21 protein-coding genes and 2 pseudogenes are annotated in these 20,182 nt (G+C 41.4%); 6 read left to right on the top strand and 17 right to left on the bottom strand.

The features are described from left to right. Nucleotides 1-65: 65 nt before the first annotated feature. The 12 genes from AC1TO8_RS05565 to AC1TO8_RS05510 all read right to left on the bottom strand — a co-directional run bounded on the left by AC1TO8_RS05565 (nucleotide 66) and on the right by AC1TO8_RS05510 (nucleotide 10,731). Nucleotides 66-836, bottom strand: a complete 771-nt coding sequence (locus AC1TO8_RS05565) for a class I SAM-dependent DNA methyltransferase (RefSeq protein WP_482055220.1) — start codon at nucleotides 834-836, stop codon at nucleotides 66-68. 28 nt (nucleotides 837-864) lie between these two features. Then, the gene (locus AC1TO8_RS05560; protein WP_482054624.1) at nucleotides 865-1,773 is read right to left on the bottom strand and encodes a CvfB family protein; all 909 of its coding nucleotides are present in this window, start codon (nucleotides 1,771-1,773) and stop codon (nucleotides 865-867) included. Next, a complete protein-coding gene (gene rsfS, locus AC1TO8_RS05555; protein WP_482054623.1) occupies nucleotides 1,770-2,126 on the bottom strand; it encodes a ribosome silencing factor in 357 nt (118 codons plus the stop codon). Before rsfS ends, AC1TO8_RS05560 begins: the two co-directional genes overlap by 4 nt. Then, the gene (yqeK, locus tag AC1TO8_RS05550; RefSeq protein ID WP_482054622.1) at nucleotides 2,123-2,701 is read right to left on the bottom strand and encodes a bis(5'-nucleosyl)-tetraphosphatase (symmetrical) YqeK; all 579 of its coding nucleotides are present in this window, start codon (nucleotides 2,699-2,701) and stop codon (nucleotides 2,123-2,125) included. The genes rsfS and yqeK overlap by 4 nt, the downstream gene beginning before the upstream one ends. Then, nucleotides 2,685-3,275, bottom strand: a complete 591-nt coding sequence (locus AC1TO8_RS05545) for a nicotinate-nucleotide adenylyltransferase (protein WP_482054621.1) — start codon at nucleotides 3,273-3,275, stop codon at nucleotides 2,685-2,687. Before AC1TO8_RS05545 ends, yqeK begins: the two co-directional genes overlap by 17 nt. 12 nt (nucleotides 3,276-3,287) lie before the next feature. Next, the gene (gene yhbY / locus AC1TO8_RS05540; RefSeq protein WP_438346921.1) at nucleotides 3,288-3,581 is read right to left on the bottom strand and encodes a ribosome assembly RNA-binding protein YhbY; all 294 of its coding nucleotides are present in this window, start codon (nucleotides 3,579-3,581) and stop codon (nucleotides 3,288-3,290) included. Between the two features lie 59 nt (nucleotides 3,582-3,640). Beyond that, a complete protein-coding gene (gene aroE / locus AC1TO8_RS05535) occupies nucleotides 3,641-4,507 on the bottom strand; it encodes a shikimate dehydrogenase (RefSeq protein ID WP_482054620.1) in 867 nt (288 codons plus the stop codon). A 55-nt stretch (nucleotides 4,508-4,562) separates the two neighbouring features. Further along, the gene (gene yqeH / locus AC1TO8_RS05530) at nucleotides 4,563-5,690 is read right to left on the bottom strand and encodes a ribosome biogenesis GTPase YqeH (RefSeq protein WP_482054619.1); all 1,128 of its coding nucleotides are present in this window, start codon (nucleotides 5,688-5,690) and stop codon (nucleotides 4,563-4,565) included. Between the two features lie 2 nt (nucleotides 5,691-5,692). Next, nucleotides 5,693-6,214, bottom strand: a complete 522-nt coding sequence (locus tag AC1TO8_RS05525) for a YqeG family HAD IIIA-type phosphatase (protein WP_482054618.1) — start codon at nucleotides 6,212-6,214, stop codon at nucleotides 5,693-5,695. A 102-nt stretch (nucleotides 6,215-6,316) separates the two neighbouring features. Then, on the bottom strand, nucleotides 6,317-8,524 hold the full coding sequence (locus tag AC1TO8_RS05520) for a transglutaminase-like domain-containing protein (protein WP_482054617.1): 2,208 nt from the start codon (nucleotides 8,522-8,524) through the stop codon (nucleotides 6,317-6,319). After that, nucleotides 8,521-9,765, bottom strand: coding sequence for a DUF58 domain-containing protein (locus AC1TO8_RS05515; protein ID WP_482054616.1), 1,245 nt, complete (start codon nucleotides 9,763-9,765; stop codon nucleotides 8,521-8,523). Before AC1TO8_RS05515 ends, AC1TO8_RS05520 begins: the two co-directional genes overlap by 4 nt. 6 nt (nucleotides 9,766-9,771) lie before the next feature. Beyond that, entirely contained in the window at nucleotides 9,772-10,731 is a 960-nt protein-coding gene (locus AC1TO8_RS05510) for an AAA family ATPase (RefSeq protein ID WP_482054615.1), read from the bottom strand. 418 nt (nucleotides 10,732-11,149) lie between these two features. Here AC1TO8_RS05510 and AC1TO8_RS05505 point away from each other — a divergent pair, with 418 nt between their 5' ends. Together AC1TO8_RS05505 and AC1TO8_RS05500 are read left to right on the top strand one after the other, a co-directional pair. Beyond that, nucleotides 11,150-12,223, top strand: a complete 1,074-nt coding sequence (locus tag AC1TO8_RS05505; RefSeq protein WP_482054614.1) for a M42 family metallopeptidase — start codon at nucleotides 11,150-11,152, stop codon at nucleotides 12,221-12,223. A 244-nt stretch (nucleotides 12,224-12,467) separates the two neighbouring features. Further along, a complete protein-coding gene (locus AC1TO8_RS05500; RefSeq protein ID WP_482054613.1) occupies nucleotides 12,468-13,076 on the top strand; it encodes a 3'-5' exonuclease in 609 nt (202 codons plus the stop codon). A 407-nt stretch (nucleotides 13,077-13,483) separates the two neighbouring features. On the opposite strand, the gene AC1TO8_RS05495 is transcribed toward AC1TO8_RS05500, so the two are convergent. Then, entirely contained in the window at nucleotides 13,484-14,572 is a 1,089-nt protein-coding gene (locus AC1TO8_RS05495) for a Gfo/Idh/MocA family protein (RefSeq protein WP_482054612.1), read from the bottom strand. A gap of 25 nt (nucleotides 14,573-14,597) precedes the next feature. After that, nucleotides 14,598-15,365, bottom strand: a complete 768-nt coding sequence (locus AC1TO8_RS05490; protein ID WP_482054611.1) for a sugar phosphate isomerase/epimerase family protein — start codon at nucleotides 15,363-15,365, stop codon at nucleotides 14,598-14,600. A gap of 468 nt (nucleotides 15,366-15,833) precedes the next feature. Between AC1TO8_RS05490 and AC1TO8_RS05485 the strand changes: the two genes are divergently transcribed. Both AC1TO8_RS05485 and AC1TO8_RS05480 read left to right on the top strand, forming a co-directional pair. Beyond that, nucleotides 15,834-16,127, top strand: a complete 294-nt coding sequence (locus AC1TO8_RS05485; protein ID WP_482054610.1) for a hypothetical protein — start codon at nucleotides 15,834-15,836, stop codon at nucleotides 16,125-16,127. Continuing rightward, nucleotides 16,127-16,396 (top strand): hypothetical protein, encoded by a 270-nt coding sequence (locus tag AC1TO8_RS05480; protein WP_482054609.1) that lies wholly within the window; start codon nucleotides 16,127-16,129, stop codon nucleotides 16,394-16,396. Before AC1TO8_RS05485 ends, AC1TO8_RS05480 begins: the two co-directional genes overlap by 1 nt. 278 nt (nucleotides 16,397-16,674) lie before the next feature. Here AC1TO8_RS05480 and sigK read toward each other — a convergent pair whose 3' ends face one another. Beyond that, on the bottom strand, nucleotides 16,675-17,376 hold the full coding sequence (sigK, locus tag AC1TO8_RS05475) for an RNA polymerase sporulation sigma factor SigK (protein ID WP_482054608.1): 702 nt from the start codon (nucleotides 17,374-17,376) through the stop codon (nucleotides 16,675-16,677). Between the two features lie 322 nt (nucleotides 17,377-17,698). Here sigK and AC1TO8_RS05470 point away from each other — a divergent pair. Beyond that, nucleotides 17,699-18,115: pseudogene (locus AC1TO8_RS05470) on the top strand (iron chelate uptake ABC transporter family permease subunit); the annotation flags it as partial. Between the two features lie 26 nt (nucleotides 18,116-18,141). Beyond that, nucleotides 18,142-18,279, top strand: a pseudogene (locus AC1TO8_RS05465) (iron chelate uptake ABC transporter family permease subunit); the annotation flags it as partial. A gap of 309 nt (nucleotides 18,280-18,588) precedes the next feature. Here AC1TO8_RS05465 and AC1TO8_RS05460 read toward each other — a convergent pair. Continuing rightward, nucleotides 18,589-19,287: a glycosyltransferase family 2 protein gene (locus AC1TO8_RS05460; RefSeq protein WP_482054607.1), complete on the bottom strand. Its 699-nt coding sequence runs from the start codon at nucleotides 19,285-19,287 to the stop codon at nucleotides 18,589-18,591. Between the two features lie 24 nt (nucleotides 19,288-19,311). Continuing rightward, on the bottom strand, nucleotides 19,312-19,959 hold the full coding sequence (locus tag AC1TO8_RS05455) for a polysaccharide deacetylase family protein (protein ID WP_482054606.1): 648 nt from the start codon (nucleotides 19,957-19,959) through the stop codon (nucleotides 19,312-19,314). Nucleotides 19,960-20,182: the final 223 nt, after the last annotated feature.

Raw genomic sequence — 20,182 nt, 5'->3', positions numbered from 1 at the left:
CATAGCCCATTTATGAAACCAAACAAACAGCCCTACTTCTAAGAGTCGGGCTGTTCCTTATATGTCTATTTAACTGCTACATAGAAAAGTCTCTGTGCATCATCTTCTGCTTCAACCCATTCAAAGTCTGCATATATATGAACATCTCGAAATCCTGCCTTGATGAGTTCAACTCTCATCCATTCCGGATCATATGCACGCTGAACATGAATTTCCTCGAAACGACGATACTGATCTCCGCCTTGTTCAGCACGCACGAAGATTCGTAAATGATGCTCAATCTCACAGCGTCCCACATCCAGATCACAAGTCCATATGTAAGAAACAGTACGTTCGTCAAGCACAAACGGCTGTTCCTCATCATAACGTTTTATCGTATTGGGATGATGTACATCAAATAAGAATGTTCCTCCTGGTTTTAATCCCTCATAAGTACGAGCGAATAAGGAAGTAATATCCGATTCCTCAACAAGATAGTTAATGCAATCACAAAAAGATATGACGGAATCCACTGGCTCTGGTAACTCCCACTCTCTCATATCCTGTTGTACCCAACGTATACTGCCTTCACGAAAGAGACGGTTCCCTCGTGGAGTTCCTTCCATTTTGCCACGAGCAACGGACAACATATCCGATGAGATATCGATACCCGTGACCTCAAATCCAGAATTCACCAACGGTATCGTAATACTGCCCGTTCCACAACCTAATTCAGCAATACGATGAGGCATACCATGTTTCTCCCAAGCCGTCCGTGCAAAACGAATCCAGTCAGGGTATGGCATGTCTTCCATTAACTCATCGTAAACATATGCAAATTTTCGGTAGGATGACATAATGAATGACACCACACTTTCCTTGAATTTACGACGGTTCATCCTCATTCGTATTCGATTCCGGATTCACTAGATATGTCCAATTTTCCTTTTGCGTGATTAGACCTTCTTTTAACAACTTACCGATCGCTCGTTTGAATGCTGATTTACTAATACCAAATCTCTCTTTAATGATATCAGGAGGTGTAGCATCTGAATAAGGCATTCCTCCCCCAGGGCGCTCCTTGAGGAAAGTCAACAATGTCTCGGCATCCAAATCTCTTCCAATTTCTTTCAAAGGAGTCATCGAAAGATTTACTCGTCCATCTTCACGAATATGACTGACACGTACTTGCACTTCCTCGCCAAGGCGAAGCATATGAGTCCGCTCCGAAGAATGAATTAAACCAATCATGCCGAATCCGACGACCCCACCGTCTACAATGACGAATGTGCCCATTTGAAGCGGTTTATACACCGTAGCACTTGCCCATTGGTTTAGTGATGAAGATGGCGCAGCAAAGGTCAGTGGATCAAGTTCATACTCTCCGGCAAGCTTAGCAAGTAATCGCCCTTGTTTATCATGCTCCATCGTGACGAACACAGAATCACCCACACGTGGGTGCAATTCTTTAATCTCTGGCAATTCACGAATAGGTAATAACAATTGACGACCAAGTCCCATTTCGAGGAAACAGCCTAACCGTGGATTAACATCCGCCACTACGAGTTTAGCTAGTTCTCCTAGTACCAAATGAGGCCTTTTCATCGTAGCTGCTAATCGATCTTCTGTATCGAAGAAAATAAACACTTCAAGGATATCTCCGGGTTTTATTTCTCTTGTAATCTCCGTGTAATGGAGTAGCACATCGAAATCAGGCGCATGTAAAAAGAATCCGTAAGGAGATACTTCACGAGCTACTTCAAGCGAGACAACTGTCCCCGCAACTAAACTCATACGATCTCCACGACCTTAGCATCAGACCATAGTTTCTCGATGTTATAAAATTCGCGTTCATCCCGATGGAAAATATGAACAATAACATCTCCTAGATCCATAAGAATCCAACGCGCGCTATCCATTCCTTCAATACCACGGATAGTACTACCCGCATCCATAGCTAATTTACGAATCTCTGTAGCAATCGACTGTACATGTACATCTGAATTACCGTGACAAACTACAAAATAATCGGCAACTAATGAAATCCCTCTTAAGTCTAGTGCAACAACATCCATAGCCTTTTTATCTTGAACACCTGATATGACCAAATCCAACAATTTCTTAGGTTCAATAAATTTCTGATTCATGAATTCGCCTCCATTTTCTTTATTAAATCATTACGCGTTAATACGGTTAAAGGAAATATAATTTGCCTACGTGACACTAATAAGCTAATCGTAGTATCTAGACCCGCTATTAGGCCTACTTCTAAACTATCCTTAGCTAGTTCTCTAATATTATTCACCCCTGGGAAATCTCTTCCCGGTTCGATATAATCAGCCAAGCATACCACTTTATCCAATAAAGTCATCCCAATCCGACCGGATGTATGATATCGGATGGCATCTAACACTTCCATATCCTGTATACCATAATCATGACTTGCTACAAAAGCACCTACTTCAGCATGCCAAAGCTGCTTACTATATAGTAACAATTCATTTGATAACTGATGATCTATAAGAATACCTCTTAATTTCTCTATAGGCCAATACTTAGCTACATCGTGTAAGATCGCAGCTAAATCAGCTTTCACAGGATCTGCCCCATATTGTTCAGCTAGTTTCACAGCTGTCTCCATAACACCTTGTGTATGTTGCCACCGTTTAGCAGGCATTTGAGAAGATACGACTTCAATTAGTTCTTCACGGCTGTACCCCATAAATCCCGCTCCTTAAGATGTAATCATACACATGCTCTGGCACCATATAACGTATGGAATGCCCAGATTCCGCCTTCTCCCTAATGTCAGTTGAAGAAATATCTATAAGTGGCATATCAGCTAATAGTACCTTAGACTGCAAATAGGAAGGTAACGCGTTCAGAGCTAAGGGAGATCCCGGACGCCCTACTCCAATAAACGTTATCAGCTTGGATAAATCCTCAATACGATCCCAATGAGGTAAGTAGTTAACCATATCCGCTCCTATGATAAAATAGAAGTCGAACTCTGTATAGGTCGCCTTGAGCTCCTCTATCGTATCAATAGTGTAGGAAATACCTCCCCTTCTTACCTCTATATCAAGAGTTCGAAAAGAAGGATGATCCTTTATTGCCTCAGCAACCATAGCTAGCCTTTGTTCGCCAGTTGTCCCTGCCTTATCCTTATGAGGTGGTATATGGCTTGGCATGAACCAGACCTCATCTAGTTGATAAGAATCTCTTGCAGATTCCGCTGCAAGCAAGTGGCCGATATGAAGTGGATCAAAGGTCCCCCCCATGATACCGATCTTCATACTAAATCCTCCCTATTTAGGCAGTTGAATTTCTTTGTTATCTTTCGATTCTTTATAAAGTACGATCACTTTCCCAATAACCTGAACCAACTCAGCGCCAGACTTCTCAGCCAATTCGGCTCCAATCTCAGCACGATCCTCAAGGCATGTATTCAAAACTGTCACCTTCATAAGTTCTCTCTTCTCAATAGCCTCTACGATATGTCGAATCAAATGATCATTTGTTCCATTCTTACCTACTTGGAATACAGGATCCAAATGATGCGCTAGTGAACGTAGATAACGTTTCTGCTTTCCGTTTAACATGTAATATTCAAACTCCTTCTATTCAATTCTATTCAATTATTCTATTATTTACTTAATAATCAGTTCTGGAGACTATGCAGGACAGCCTGCCTCATCTGATCAATCGGTGCAGGCAGGCCCGTCCAGTATTCAAGAGCATACGCTCCCTGATTGATAAACATTCCAAGCCCTCCATGTATAGTGCAGCCTCTCTCATGGCTTCTTTTCAGCAATTCAGTTGTTAGCGGATTATATATCAAATCGCTGACGATAATGCCACTTGGAATACATTCTGGATCGATAGCCGATTGGTCCATGTGTGGATGCATACCAATCGAAGTTGTATTAATCACAATATCCATACCTGTCAGAAATGAGGGTGATTTATCTATAGCAATACCATAAATATTCCCCAAAGAATTCCATTCCTCTGCCAGTTGAACTGCTTTATCCTCCGTACGATTAGCTATTACGATCGTCTTCGGTTCTTCTTGTGCCAACGCGTGAACAATTCCGCGTGCGGCACCACCTGCTCCTAAGACCATAATTGATTTCCCACGCAAACTAACATGCGTTTCGTCCTTTAACGATCGAACATATCCGATACCATCCGTATTGTAACCCGTAAGATAACCATTATCATTCACAATCGTATTCACAGCGCCAATCATAGTTGCTGATTCATCCAGTTGATCCACGTAAGCCATCACGTCTACTTTATGCGGAATGGTCACATTAATTCCACGGAAGCCTAACTCTTTCATTCGCGAGATAGCCTGGCCTAGGTCTTGACGACTCACATGAAGGGGGATGTATTCACCCTCTATGCCAAGCGCTGCTAATGCCGCATTATGCATTACTGGAGATTTCGAGTGTGCGATAGGATCTCCGATCACAGCAAGGCGCAAAGAGTTGTTAGGTTGTGAACATAATTCGCTCCATAACATCTGCTTATTTCACCCACTCTCTGGTCAGTTTAAGTTATGACATATTGGCACTCCATTATATCAATGAAGGTCTAGTCAGTACTTTCACACCGCGCGGTGCGTGGATTGCTATGACAGCACCATTGTCACTATTTATCTTAATCCAACCTAGACCTGAAATAAATATATCACTTTGAGAACCGCGTTTAATGCTGAACTCATGCCTTGTCCACTCTGGAAGCTTCGATAAATTCTCCTTGTTAGGTGGAGACAGCATTTCTCCCGCATGGTCTGCATACAGTTCATCCGCACGCTCTAACTTCGTACGGTGGATACCTGTCTGATGACTAAGGAAGCAAGTGAATGATTGACGATCACCTTGAATGAAATCGAACCGAGCCAACGCTCCGAAGAATAGTGTCTGTCCCTCATTCAATTGATACACCATTGGTTTAAGCGGATTCTCTGGCATCGTCGCCCCGAGATCTTCACGGCTTACAAGTTCACTTAAGCGCCATGGATAAACAATACCAGGGGTATCAATAATGTATTGGCCGTCATCAAGCGGTATATTAACCATATCTAGTGTCGTACCTGGATAACGGGAAGTCGTCAATTCTTGTTCAAGATCACTATAATCTCTAATAAGACGATTAATCAAAGTTGATTTACCTACATTCGTTGCCCCTACAACATATACATCCCGATCTCCACGATAGGTAGCAATGGTCTCAAGCAACCGATCAAATCCTTGATTTTTCTTCGCGCTACATAGCACGATTTCTTCCGTTTTGAGTCCATTCTCTTTACTTTGTTGCTGTACCCAGTTCTTGATTCTGTTCCAATTCGTAACTTTCGGAAGAAGGTCGATCTTGTTCACAGCGAGAATAACTGGATTATTCCCGACAAAACGCTGTAATCCAGAGATCATACTTCCTTGGAAATCAAATAGATCAACAATATGAATCACGAGTGCATTCTTATTGCCAATCTGGCTCAACAGCTTCAAGAATTCATCTTGATCCACCGTAACACTAGATGATTCATTATAATTCTTAATACGGAAACAACGCTGACAAATAATTTGTTCTTGTTCTAGCGCCTTAGCCGGCACAAAACCCGGTATATCCGCTTGTTCTGTTTGTAAAGTAATACCACAACCACTGCATCTCATGGCTTCTTGCTCGCCAATAGTTTCTTTCATTCTTATTGTTCCTCCTCAAGCCATAATCCTTTTTTTCGAAGTCGTTTAAGCGCAACGCGCTCCACTCTACGATTGATCCTTGTCGTCCATCCTTCGTCGGCAACCGAGATAGGTTGAACTAACACGGTAAACAGTCCAAGTCGATTACCACCGAACACATCCGTCAACATTTGATCCCCTACCATAATTGTCTCTGTATTCGAAAGTCCCATCATCTTCATACCCTTTTGAAAAGGCTTCAGCGAAGGTTTACGGGCTTCATGCACAAATTGAATGTCCAATGGCGTAGCAAAAGCCGATACTCGCGCCAGATGATTGTTGGAAACAATGATCAATTGAAATCCTCTTTTTTTCACCAGTTCAAACCAAGCAATTAATTCCGGATAGGCAAGTGGTGCTTTGGCACCGACAAGCGTATTGTCCAAATCCGTAATAATCCCCCGGTAGCCCTTTGCATATAGATCTTCCAAGTCGATATCGAATACTGTATTCACCCTTAATTTAGGTATCAGCATTTCAAACAAGTCCAGTCACCTCAGTTTCATACGACAAACTATACCATAATATGATGAGCTATTACAAAAGAAACCGCCCAATTTACGTATGTAAATTGGACGAAGGTATTGCTATCTTTTACTTTTTGCCTTTACAGCTTGTTTAAGCTGATCTGCAAGCTTCTGAACTTCACACCATTCCCCAGCTGCTACAGCCTCTGGGCTATACTTTGCCTTCTCAAAAAGTTCCAGAAGTGACATCAATAATGGTTCCAATGTAGGCTCATTCATCTTCCACTTTAATACAGATTCACGTAACGTATCATGCTGCTCACGTACCATCCCACGCTTACGCAAATATTTTAGCCAACGTTCTGTCTCGATGACCACTTTCTCATTAGGAGTTAACTCCTTACCACGTCGAAGTCGATACATTAGAAAAATCATCGAATGACGGGACCGAAAGCCTACGTACCCAAGCCATATAGAGAGAACAGTCATTGCAGCCACCGCTATCCCTTTTATCCAAGCTGACTTCACACCTGAATCCATCGAACCTTCAATATCATCATCGGACAGTTCCTCTTGTTCATCTATTGGATCCTTATCGCTATCGTCCATTCTTGTAAGTAGAGGCATGTTAAAACCAGGCGTAGCTTCAACAGGAATCCAACCATATGGTCCGTAATAAATTTCTGCCCAAGAATGTGCATCCGCATTCGATACGGTGTACGTATCAGTATCTACATATCCCTGTTGCATCATACGATATTCATCTATTTCAGGCTGCCTGCCCGGAGCATAACCTTTGACCCATCGAGCTGGAATATCAAGAGATCTTGCCATCATAACCATGGATGTTGAGTAATAATCACAGTAACCTTCAAGAATCTCAAATAGAAAACTATCAACGAAATCAGCACTTATTTTACGTGATATATCTGGTGTATTCGTATATTCATAATTCGATTGTAGATAAGCTTGTAATAATGCTATTTTCTGGTATGGTGTCTCAGCTGATTGTGTAATCTCAACCGCAAGTTCCCCAACCCGTTTGGGGAACTCATCCGGTATTTGCAAATAACTTTGTTCTGTTAAATCATTGTACAGATCTTCATAGGATTGTATACTTAATTGTTCAACAGGAATAATAGGAACCTCTGAAGTAAGACTATACGTTGTAGGATATTCTAACTCATTCTCCTGCTTATTCCAATGAAGTTCTGCTTGTGGATTCTTCCATTGAACCCCACCCATTTCTTTCTCACCATCTACCGATTCAACCGTAGAAATTCGATATGCACCAAATAGTACTGGATAAATACTATCCGTTTTGAATGTCATCGTCTGCTCCAGTTTCTCTGTTTCAACTATAAGCTCTGAGTCCCACTTCAACTCTTCACCAACTTGTACATCGTCGAATGAACTAGCCCTACTTATTTCGTTCTCCCAGCCTGTACCAGAATATAGCCTTCTTGTCTCGCCCCGCCAATAACTTCGCTTCAATGATTTCACAGTCATCACCAAGGAGTAATCGAATTCAAATGCACCGCCCAACTCATTATCTTCACGACTGTAGCCGGACATTGAGGGTTGTGCATCATCTATGTTCCCTGGCACTTGTTCGGATTTACCACTAGGAGTCGACGTCTTCCATTCGCTCCAAACGGTGTAAGGATCGGTTAGAACTGGAGATATGTTCGGCATATTAACACCCAAGAGAAAGATGACTGAGAAAATCAGCACAATATGAGCTATCATCTCAAATGGATAATAAAGTAGATGCTTCCAACCTTGCGGATATTTCTGTTTGAAGCGTAGAAGATGATGGCTAACCAACCAGCCCAACATAGCGAATACCATCCATCCAGCTTCATCCCACAGGATTTCGGAAGTGAAAGAATCCAGAATAGCGAGCGCGACAATATTAAGCCCCATAAATATAAGGATCAATCGCTTACTACTTATGAATTTAGCTATCATTAACAACAATGCAGCAGCGATAACGACAAACCCAATATAGGGTTGTGCAGCGACAATAAACAGCTCTATCCGGTTACTCAGCTCACCAATAGGCATGTACAAAGCATATTCAATGAGAGTGCGACGAAGTAGCAGAATAATCAGAACACATTCCGCAACAATCCTGTACACCCTTTTTATTGGGAGCAAAACCTCAATCATTATAATTATGAGAACTGTTCTTCCTACTAATGAGGTCGTTTCTTCGTACCATACGGGTTCTGTGTAAGATAACCATTGCCTAGCAACAATCCATATCCAGAGAAAGGAGAACGCAGCTAACCAATCATATTTCCAAAAAGGTTCACGCTTGGTCATACGAATTCCCCTCCTATTGCCCTAGGTAATTCTTGTAGTGAGGTAACAACATATCCTTGAATTCCACTACTCCGCAATAAAGTGATCCATTCTTTCGCTTTCTTCTCCCCGGAATTAAGAATATGCAAGTGAGACGGACTCAATCTATACGTATTAGCCCAACGAATTAAATCCATTACAGCTTGCCCACTAGTAGGACTAACCAGAACAAATTGAGCCCCCGGTGGAAAGAGACGAGCCGCAGATTCCAGCTTCGGAAGTAATTTCCCTCCCCCATCGGCATTCATATCCACTAGATGATGCTGCATCTTCTGTCGCTCTAATATATTTTCTGAAGGCGCAAAGATCTTCACTTGATTGCCAATTGTGCATAACCCAATACTTATACGTTCGCGTGCTCCATACTCCAATAAGGAAGCTACCGTCGATATAGCAAGTTCAAATTGCTCATTTGTTGTATAATGTGCTGCTGTAGCATCCAGAACGAGCATTGTTTTGGGAACAGATTCATGCTCAAATTCTTTAGACTTCCATGTTCCCGTCTTCGCAGTAGCATTCCAATGAATTCTCGTTAATCGATCACCATATACATAATCCCGTACACCGCTTATTTGAGTCGTTTCCCTACGAGAAGTAGACAACGCAGTCTGCGGACCGGCTGAGCGAGAATTTCGATCAAATAGCTGCCAATATGGAATAAAGACCGTTCGTGGTAAAACACGGAAGTGTGCGGGCGCATGTATCATTCCTTTATGTTCCATAATTCCAAATATATCTTCACTTACACATTCTGTATCCACAAAAGAGTATCGCCCACGTTCCAATGCTGGCGTCTGAAACATAAGCTCAGCATTCCCACGGAAACTTGGGAGCACACTTTCTTCGAAAGACCATGACTGGCCATTATGTCTTTGCAATACTTCTCTTACGATAATATATGGGTATGGAAGAAACCCAGGAATATTCAAGATCAATTTAACTTGCATCTGATCTCCGGCATACAACAAATCGAAATGTTCATCATTTAGTGTAAGCCGACGACTTCCCATTGCCCGGCTAACACCACTGTATCCTCCAATCAGTAAGTAAGCGACAAGCAAGCTGCTCATCCCAAACAACATGGAAGACATCTTCCCACCTTGGAATAGCAGATAGAATAGACTGACAATCCATACAACAACAACCGCCCACAGTCTACGATTGCGCAGTCCCTTTCTAAGGGCACTCACAATATTCTTCATCTCTTTCTAATGCCTCATCATAGCTACAGGCACATTCGTCTGTTGAATAATACTATGGAGTACAGATTCTCTATGAATATTCTCAAGGCGTGATTCAGGACGGAGTAGAATTCTATGTAACAAAATATAAGGAGCAAGGCTCTTAATATCATCTGGAAGTACATAATCTCTTCCTTGAATAAATGCATAGGCTTTGCATGCCAGCATAAAGGATATCGACGCTCTCGGACTAGCCCCTAGTAGAATAGCTTGATGTTCACGCGTCTTACGTATTAATTCAATCATATAATCAACGACCACATCACTCATATGCACATGACGAATTTCTTGCTGCAAGGTAGCAATTTGTTCCATATCAGTGACTGGCTTCAATTCATCGACAGGTTGTCCCATTCGATGCTGCATCACTAACTCTTTCTCGGTAGCTGCATCAGGATATCCTAGATTAATCTTCATCATGAAGCGATCAAGTTGGGCTTCCGGTAAATTATATGTACCTTCGAAATCAATTGGATTCTGTGTCGCAATAAGCATGAAGGGATGAGGCAACTCATGTGTTTCTCCATCTACGGTAACATTGCGTTCCTCCATAACTTCAAGCAGAGCAGATTGTGACTTCGTCGTTGCACGGTTTATTTCATCTACAAGTAATATATTGGTCATGACAGGTCCTGGGCGGAAGTAAAACTGTTGTTCTTTCGGATGAAAAACAGATACTCCCGTTATATCACTTGGCAGAATATCAGGATTACATTGAATACGACGATAATCACCGCTAATGGACTTCGCTAACGCTTTCACTAATTGAGTCTTCCCTGTACCTGGTACATCCTCAATCAGAACATGCCCTCCTGCGAGAAGTGCAGTGAGTAATAGTTGTATTTCTAAAGACTTACCTAATATGCATGATTCCAAATTGGCACGAAGTACCGAAATAACTTGAGTGGACTCTTGAAGTATGGGCATGTCGTAATCAAACCTCCTATATCTTACATTTATTACATTGTAACTGATGATTAGTTTTAAGTATATTGGGCACAATCCCCAATTTGATCGTAAATCTTTACAAATACATAAGCTACCGCCTTCAGTAGCAATTTAAGAAGACGGCCACTTATGCAGTCATATTTCCAATATTAATTAAAAAGACAAATCAGTACAATAACCAACAAAATAAATAACACATATATCACAATGCGTTTTTTCAACGTTAGCTCCATGATATGTGCTCCTTTCTGTTGTTCTTTACGCAATATTCACCCATTGCATGTTATTCCTCGCTAAGGGTATTTGTGCATGTCTATGTAGTGATGACGTGGACATTCTACAATACAAAGTTCATACTAAGTACATTAATTAATTATCGAAATGAGGTATTCTCTCCATGAATCAAAAAACGACGGATTTATTCCGCAAATTAACAGAATTTCCAGCTGCATCAGGATTTGAACGAGAATTACGTACTTGGGTAAAGGAAGCCATGTCTTCATATACCGAAGAGTTTGTACAAGATAGACTTGGAAGCCTATTTGGCGTGCTTCGTGGTGATGAGAGTGGTCCTAAGGTGATGGTAGCAGGGCACTTTGACGAGGTCGGGTTTATGGTAACTGGCATAACACCAAGCGGTATGATTCGCTTTCAACCCCTTGGTGGATGGTGGAGTCAGGCTGTGCTTTCGCAGCGTTTGCACATTATAACCGACAACGGCCCTATTATAGGTGTCGTTGGTTCCACTCCCACTCACCTTCTAGATGAAGCACAGCGTAGCAAACCTGTTGACATCAAATCTATGTATCTGGATATTGGTGCTGATAATCAAGAAGAAGCTGAATCATTCGGTATTCATCCGGGTCAACAAATTGTACCGATCTGCGATTTCACTCCACTTGCCAATCCCAAGAAGATCATGGCCAAGGCATGGGATAACCGCTATGGACTTGGGCTTGCCATTGAATGTCTAGAAGCACTACATAAAGAGAAGCTTCCTAATACACTATATGTCGGTGCAACCGTACAAGAAGAATTGGGATTACGAGGGGCACGTACATCCGCCAACCTCATTCAACCCGATATTTTCTTCGCTTTAGATGCTAGTGCAGCCAATGATATGACTGGTGACAAACAATCCTTTGGACATCTTGGTCATGGTGCATTACTGCGTATTTTCGATCCTACGATGCTTACGCACCGTGGACTCGTAGAATATGTACAGGATACAGCGGAGACGCACAAGATTAAATACCAATACTTTGTGTCGCCAGGCGGTACAGATGCGGGTCAAGTCCATCTTAGTGGCATTGGTGTTCCATCGACAGTGATTGGTATCTGTTCCCGCTACATCCATACATCCTCCTCCATCATCCATACAGATGATTATGATGCGGCGAAGGAATTATTACTTACGTTAGTAAAGAATCTAGATCGCACGACATTAAATACGATTCTGGAGCGGAGTTAAGAGATAGATTCTTCCGATCCCACGTAAAAATAGACCAAACAAAAAACAGTAGCGCAAGGATCGTCACCTTGTCTACTGTTTTTTGTTGAATTCCATACTATGAGCAATCGTTTTCTATATATCACCACTATAATTGTATCACATCTAATCGTTTCTCTTATCGGCATCTGACAAGCCACATGATTGTATTTATCATTTTACTAATCTACTATTAACTTATAGATCATAGATAAGGAGCGTTACAATGGATTTTGTTGCAATCGACTTTGAAACAGCTAATGCCAATAGAGATAGCGCATGTGCTTTGGGACTTGTGGAAGTCAAGTCGGGACAAATTATATCTGAACAAGTCTGGCTCATCGATCCGCAGCAGCGGTTTGATAGTATGAATATTAGTATACACGGTATAACTCCGACCATGGTTAGCGGGCAACCCACTTTCTACGAACTGTGGCCAACATTGCAACCTCTCCTACAGGGAAAATTGATTGTGGCTCATAATGCTTCTTTTGATATGAGTGTTCTACGGTATTGTCTGGATCAATCATCCTTAACCTATCCAACTTTTCAATACTTTTGTACCTATTTAATGGGCAAAAAAATACTGCAGGAGCTCCCCTCTCATAAGTTAAATGTCATAGCCGATTATTTCGGAATTGGGCTGAAGCATCATGACGCCTTAGATGATGCCCGCGCTTCGGCTGCTATTTTATTAAAACTACTAGAGCAGGAGCAGCAATCCGATCCTCTAATGCTCGCACGCAACCATGGATATAACACCGGTACATTGTTCGCAGGAGGTTACACTTCCTTTTCAGCGTTAGGAAAGAAATCAATTCGTAAGAAGACATGAGTGGGAAATTTTCATACTCAATCATGAAAAAGGATGTCTCCGATGAACCTTAGCTACAGGTTCACTGGGGACATCCCTATATTAATTTATTGTCACTCTATGATCGGGAGCGAATTACTTCACCGAGACTAACGTCATGATGACAAGCGCTACCATAATAATACCATAGTCGGAATTATAGGGATCGGCATCAACAATGTTCATAGCTGTATCCAATTATTGTTCGGCTCAGCTTACGGTGTTCGTATCGAGAGTGAGCATGGCTATGGTACAGCCATCCGAATCACCCTGCCCATTCTAGAGAAGCTAGAGGAGCGGTAGTCATAACTTATCAGAGCATATTAAAGGCGACAGCTCATTTTTTCCTGATCTGTCGCCATGTGATATGCAAGAATTTGAAATTTTTATCAGGAAAACACCGCTTGTTTTTGTTTATCATGAATAGTTACAGGTACACCGATTGCAGCACTCTCATAAAAAGCATCGATAATTTCAGAGAAATAAACACCGTCGTCAGCTGGGGCGATTAGGCGTTTCGTTTCATTCTCAATACAATCGACAAAATGCTGAAACTCATTCATTAACTGTAAATTTGGATTCAATTTCAATTTAGGAGTAATATCCAAGCAAATATCGGAGCTTTCACCGAACAACTTCAATACACCGTTAACCAGACTGGCTCCACCTTTTGTTCCCATTAATTCCACATAGAATCGATCTTCCTCAATGTTAGAAGCCCAACTGAAATCAAAGGAAAGAGACGCCCCTCCCTGTAAACTCAAATAACCGGTCGCAGCATCTTCCACGTTGAAAATACCGCCGTCTACTCCTTTATAGCCGTTCCGATTTCGAGTCGTCGTATGAATGAAATTTTGATAAGTGTTACCAACAACGTAGGAAACTTTCGGAAGCCCCATAAGATAAAGGGCTAGATCCAGATAATGAGCCCCGAGATCAATCATAACACCACCGCCAGAATAATCCTTATTCGTAAACCAGGTACCTCTACCCGGAATACCGCTTCGTCTGATCCAGCCTGCTTTGGCACTATAAATATCTCCGAGGTTCCCTTCACTAATCCATTTTTTCAAAAAAACAGCTTCATTGGTGAAGCGGTTATTTAAACCGATCATTACTCTCTTCCCAGATTGGTTCTGTGCCGCCACAATTCTCCGCGCTTCCCCAGCGCTAATGCTGAGCGGTTTCTCACAATGGACATGAATCCCTTGTGAAAGTGCATATTCCGTAATTTCTGCGTGTAGATTGTTGGGTGTAACAATACTCACTATATCAAGCCGTTCTTTGGCAAACATCTCTTTGTAGTCACAGTATACGTTTAAAACCCCGTGTTTCTCTGCCATGCGGGCTGCCTTGTCCCGATTGATATCACAGATTGCCACAACCTCCACATTTGGTAGTGCCAGATAACCATGAATATGCTTCTTCTCCGCATTTCCACCCGCACCAATTAAGGCATATCTCAATTTTCCAGTCATTTTCCTACCTCATTCATGTTGTATTTTACATCTCCAGCAAAAGTTTTTTGAAATACAAAGCCGAATAATCCACACCTTTTTCCGCAAGTTCATCAGGAAGTGCTGATTTACGCGGCTCAATGCTGAGTCCGGCATCATAGCCAACGGCTCTTAGTATTGCTATAAAAGAGGGCCAGTCCGTTTGATCCATACCAGCAGGCGGCTCATCAACCTTATTTCCATTCACCAGCAGCGAACCTTTTAAATGTACGTGATAAAACCGGTGTCCCCAGTCAAGCGTCTCTTTCATATAATCGCCATCAAAAAAGCGAGCATGGGATGGATCGAATTTAATACCAAGCTCCGGTAAATGACCGTGAATAATTCTCCATATTTCCGGAGAGTGTACGAAGTTTACTTTTCGACAGTTATACGTTGAGATCTTAACATTTTTCGTTCTTGCATAGACTAGGAGTTCATTGAAAAACGAAATTGCTGCTGTACAGTTCTCGTAAAAAGACAGCTCCTCTACATAGTTGCAGCCAACGACAAAGCTCTTGCAATTCAGCTTACTTGCCGCATCAATTAGTTTGAAGCACCTGTCCAGTTCATCTTGCAGGATTTCTCCCTTTTCATTAATACGCAGGGATTTCCATCGTCCGATGGAACCGATCTGAACATTATATTTAGCTATCCATTCAGATATTTGCTCTAATTTCCCGCAAAAATCCTCTACGCTGTCTCCTTCATTCACACAAAACTCCAGAAAGTTCAATCCTCTTTTTTGTGCCAAAACAAAGCTATCTTCATTCACAGGAGCGATAATCCCCAAGTTCATAAGCTTCTGACTTCCCTTCTACACTAAAAATATGATAAGTAAATTATTGAACTGTAAATATCCGGTCAGAATCAATTGTTCACGGTTTCAGTTTCGTACATTCTGCTGCCAAGTTGTACCTATTATAGCGTAATCTGATTTTCAGTAAGAATCAAGCTTCAAAAATAAATACAGTCTGTATGATCCCGGTCTATGATTTATGAAATTGATTCAATATAAATTAGAATCACAAAATCCAAGCTGAATAAACAAGCTTGTACCAAGTCTGCTACGTCATCTGTTTAACTACCTAAAATATCGATCAAAGTAATTTCATTTCCTTCTTTATCCGTTCCGATCGGAATCGAACAGTATTTAAATTTCTAATGATTCCTTTTCGGTTACCTTTATTCCCAAAACATTCTATTTGTTTATAAAAGAAGTATCACATCAGATAAAAAAGAAATGACAGGACTAATTTACCCTAATGGTACCAGAAAAACGTTATTTATGAGCAATGGCAAGGACAATCAAGCTCAATATCGAGTATATGAAGTGAGCAGTGGTAAGTTGATCAATACGTTCGATGTTAACAACGTCCGAGCAGTCGGTACGAAAGAACTACAAGCAACCTGGGATGATGATGAAGATAACCAATTCAGACTATCTCGTTATAGTCCAGTACGTCACCTAAATGCTTATAGTACTGCTGAAACAAAAATGGCAAATGCTATACGGGACAAGGTTCTTTCAGAGTAATGGATGACACCATTTACACACCCGTAAATGATCTGATGTCGACACTAAAGGGTGAAGTATCTAACTTAGGCAATGAAACAACAGTATCCCTTAATGAACGTACATTAAAGTTGGACCCGGCAAAAATCATCATTTGGGATAATCATATATTCTATCCATTTAAAGAAATAACATCAGCTTTCAAATTAAAAGTTATAGGGAAAGGGAGAGCACCAACAGATACTGATTATTTAAATAGCTTTGCCGAATTTGAAATTATATCCGAATAATGATCACAGAGTTAAAACCATATACTAAAAACTTCTCCTCTTCCAGACATCGGTTCGCGTTGTCAAATGTCTTGAGGTTGTGAACACGACCTGATGTCATTTTTCAAATTTGGACCGATTATAACTTTATACTGACCTCATCGCTGCTAGCGACCATGATACACTGGTCTAATATCTAATATAATTCTGGTGAATAAAAATAAACCAACCATTGTGATATAACAACGATTGGTTCATACATCTTCATTTTTTTTTACAATCTGCTTCCGCACTCACAGTCAACGCTTCACCTTATAGAACTCATGATACAGCTTCATCAATGCTCGCTTCTCAATCCGCGATACATAGCTACGACTAATACCGAGCTCCTTCGCAATTTCTCGCTGCGTTCGTTCTTCCCCGCCCTGTTCCAATCCGAATCGGCCTTTAATGACTTCTTGTTCCCGAGGGTCCAATATATCCAAATTACGATAGATTTTACTCTTCTCAATCTTCAGTTGTACCAGATCCGCTACGTCATCTGCTTCACTGCCTAAAATATCGATCAAAGTAATTTCGTTTCCTTCTTTATCCGTTCCAATCGGATCATGGAGTGATACATCTTTACGCGTCTTCTTGAGCGAACGTAAATGCATCAATATCTCATTCTCAATACAACGGGCTGCGAATGTCGCCAATTTTGTACCTTTACCCGTTTTGAAGCTTTCAATGGCTTTGATTAATCCAATCGTTCCAATCGAAATGAGATCCTCTAAATCTTCACCTGTGTTATCGAATTTCTTTACGATATGCGCGACCAGTCGCAGGTTATGTTCAATAAGCATATTCCGTGCGTAGCCGTCTCCTTCGGCCATCAACTGCAAGTATTTGCTCTCATCCTTCTCGGATAGTGGCTGGGGAAAAGCATTATTCTTGACGTACGATACCAGTAGTGTTAGCTGTTTAATAAACAGCGCGATCGCTGAGATTAATCCAGGCATTGAACCGAACACCCCCAAGTTGGATTCCGTTAGACAAGAAGCCAATCCCAATCGGCTCCCTATTTAGTCGAACATTGAAGTCTGTTCTTTAGTGTATGTGGGCGAAGGCCTAGAAGTGCATGTACGGGGGAGTGGGGATATAAAATAAAGCCACCTGATGAAGTGGCGGCTTTGTTTGAAATATGAGAGTCTGTAAAATAGCAGTATAAGAAAGGTTGGGGGAAATACATGGGATTATGGACAAAGCAGCAATTACGAGAGTTTATTAAAGAGAATAAACTGGTGTCAGCACAGGATGCCCAAAATGCATTGAAAGAGTTGTTTGCTGAGACATTGCAAGAGATACTATTGTGTTGTCTTGCTCGGAATATGTATAGTTGCATCTCTGGTCTTAGGCTCTCGGCTCGTGAGTGTTAAAGAACTGATAGACGGTTTATTTCACCCAGACATAGACTCCTTCGGGGCAAACGTGGTGCGCAAGAGGATTTCCCGAACCGTTTTCAGTTTACTTTGCGGTGCGGCACCCGGAGTTTCCGGGGCCCTTATGCAAGCGGTCACTCGCAACCCGATTGCAGACCCAAGTATACTGGGAGTTAACACAGGCGCATCATTGTTTGTTGTTTGCGGAAATGCGTTCTTGAACATAAGCACCGCGAATCAATATATATGGCTAGATCTAGCTGGCGCTGCAATTACTGCAGTTTTCGTATTCGGAATCAGCTCGATGGTGCGTGGCGGCTGTTTTTTGCATCATCATACTTCATACAAGCGGCCACTTCTCTCGGAGTCGACACAGACAAGACAAGAGTTGCATTTATTTTGAGTTCCGTCTTCATGATTGCTCTGGCTACCGCTACCAACGGTCCAATAGCCTTTGTCTCCTTCCTTTCGGGACCGATAGCATAATTCAACTTAATGTGCGAGTTTATGAAGCTGATCCAAGAAAACTATATCACGATTGAAAACAGCATATACTTTCCAATTTTCTTGACGGATTGTCCGCATGGCACATAATATATAGCACTAACTAATCCTAACCATCACTTACTTATAGTATGGTTCTTCGTAACACCCTATCAGCGAATTCAGAAGAGCACCCACATGGTGTCTTTGTATCTGCTTAGTCTGCAGTCTAGCTGGCCAATTCCTTTCATGCACGACAATGGCTGGCGTCCTCTGCTCGTTAACTGCCTGATCCTTGTTGTCACGTAGCTACTTCGATACTTTTTTCTTGGCCTCTTTATACTCCTTCTCTACATATATTATTTCTGATTTATTCATTAATTTTTCATTGTTCGATTTCCATGTATGATGGATTTCGTTCCTCCGTAAGCATACATAATTATATCGGTCTGTCGTAAAAATTTTATATTTCTGTTTCAGGCACTCTTTTAAAAAAAATGTGTCTTCGCCGACATTGATCGGATGAAACTTCACATGTTTCCACAGTTTTTTTCGAAATACCAATGTCGATCCCTTTACTCCACTTTTTTTTATAATAAACCTATTTACTTTCATATGAGCTAAGTGAATGGCGAGTGTCTTTTTTTGTTCAAAGTACATGAAGACCGTTCTCTTGCAGACCAGATCCGCACCTTTACGCTGCAAATCTCTTACTTGTTGTGCTAGATAATTGCGAGCATAGTAATCATCATCGTCAAATTTTGCGATAATATTATACTGGCTTTTGTTAATTCCAAAATTCAAGCATTCCCCTAGAGTAATGTGAGGCTTTTTATAAACCGATACATCTTTAGAACGAGCGGCTCTTGCATGCCAATTTTCTATATCCATCTCTTCCCCATTCAAGATAATGATGAGTTCCTTATTCTTAATTTTTTGCCTATCATAGTTTTGAAAAACATTCTCCATAAATTGTTCTCTAATTGAACAACAAATAACTGAGACCATTCGAACCCTCCTTCCGAAAATCATTCATGTTGAACCGTTAAGATAAGGAGCGACCCCCAACAATTCCGAAACCGTCAAGAAACGATAACCTTGATTGGAGAGATTTTCAATGATATACGGAAGGGCGTCCACCGTTCCTGATAACGGACTCCAACCATTATGTTGTAAAATGATAGAGCCCTTTTTAACACCTGAAAGAATATTAGCGGCAACTTGGGTGCCCGAAATGCCTGTCCAGTCAAGGCTATCTACATCCCATAGAATGACTTTGTAGCCAAGGGCTTTGCATTGTTTCATCACTTGCTTATTCGCCTTACCATAGGGGGGACGAAATAAGCGTGGCTTTTGACCGATCAGCTGGTAAATGATATTTGAAGTATCCTCGATTTGTCCGTGGACTTCAGAAGGGGCGATTTTTGTTAAGTCGGGATGATTCCAGGTATGATTAGCTATTTCATGGCCTTCACGGAACATACGCTTAAACATTTCTTGATTACTATCGATGTGTTCACCACAGCACATGAAAGTCGCATTCACATTATAATGATTTAAAATATCTAATATACGTGGTGTGTATAAAGTGTCCGGGCCATCGTCAAACGTGAAAGCCACAACCTTGTCTTTTCGCTTTGCGGCTTTGATTGCTCCCTTTTTCCAGTTGCTTTCGCCCATATCGCCCTCCTCCTCAAGATACTGCACAATAATTAAAGCAAGCACATCAAACGTTTGATTGAGTCCCGGGGAAAGGCTGTAGCCGACATCCGAGTTCAGTTGCGGGAATTAATCCTGCGAATCTCCTAATGCCCCGCTCACTTAAATCTAAATATACTGCTAGTTTATAGTATGTGCACGAGACACTATAGGAACGGCTCTAGTCCTATGAGGAAGACCTAAT

This window comes from Paenibacillus sp. Y859, from assembly GCF_056786405.1.
This window is presented reverse-complemented; position numbering and strand designations above follow the sequence as displayed.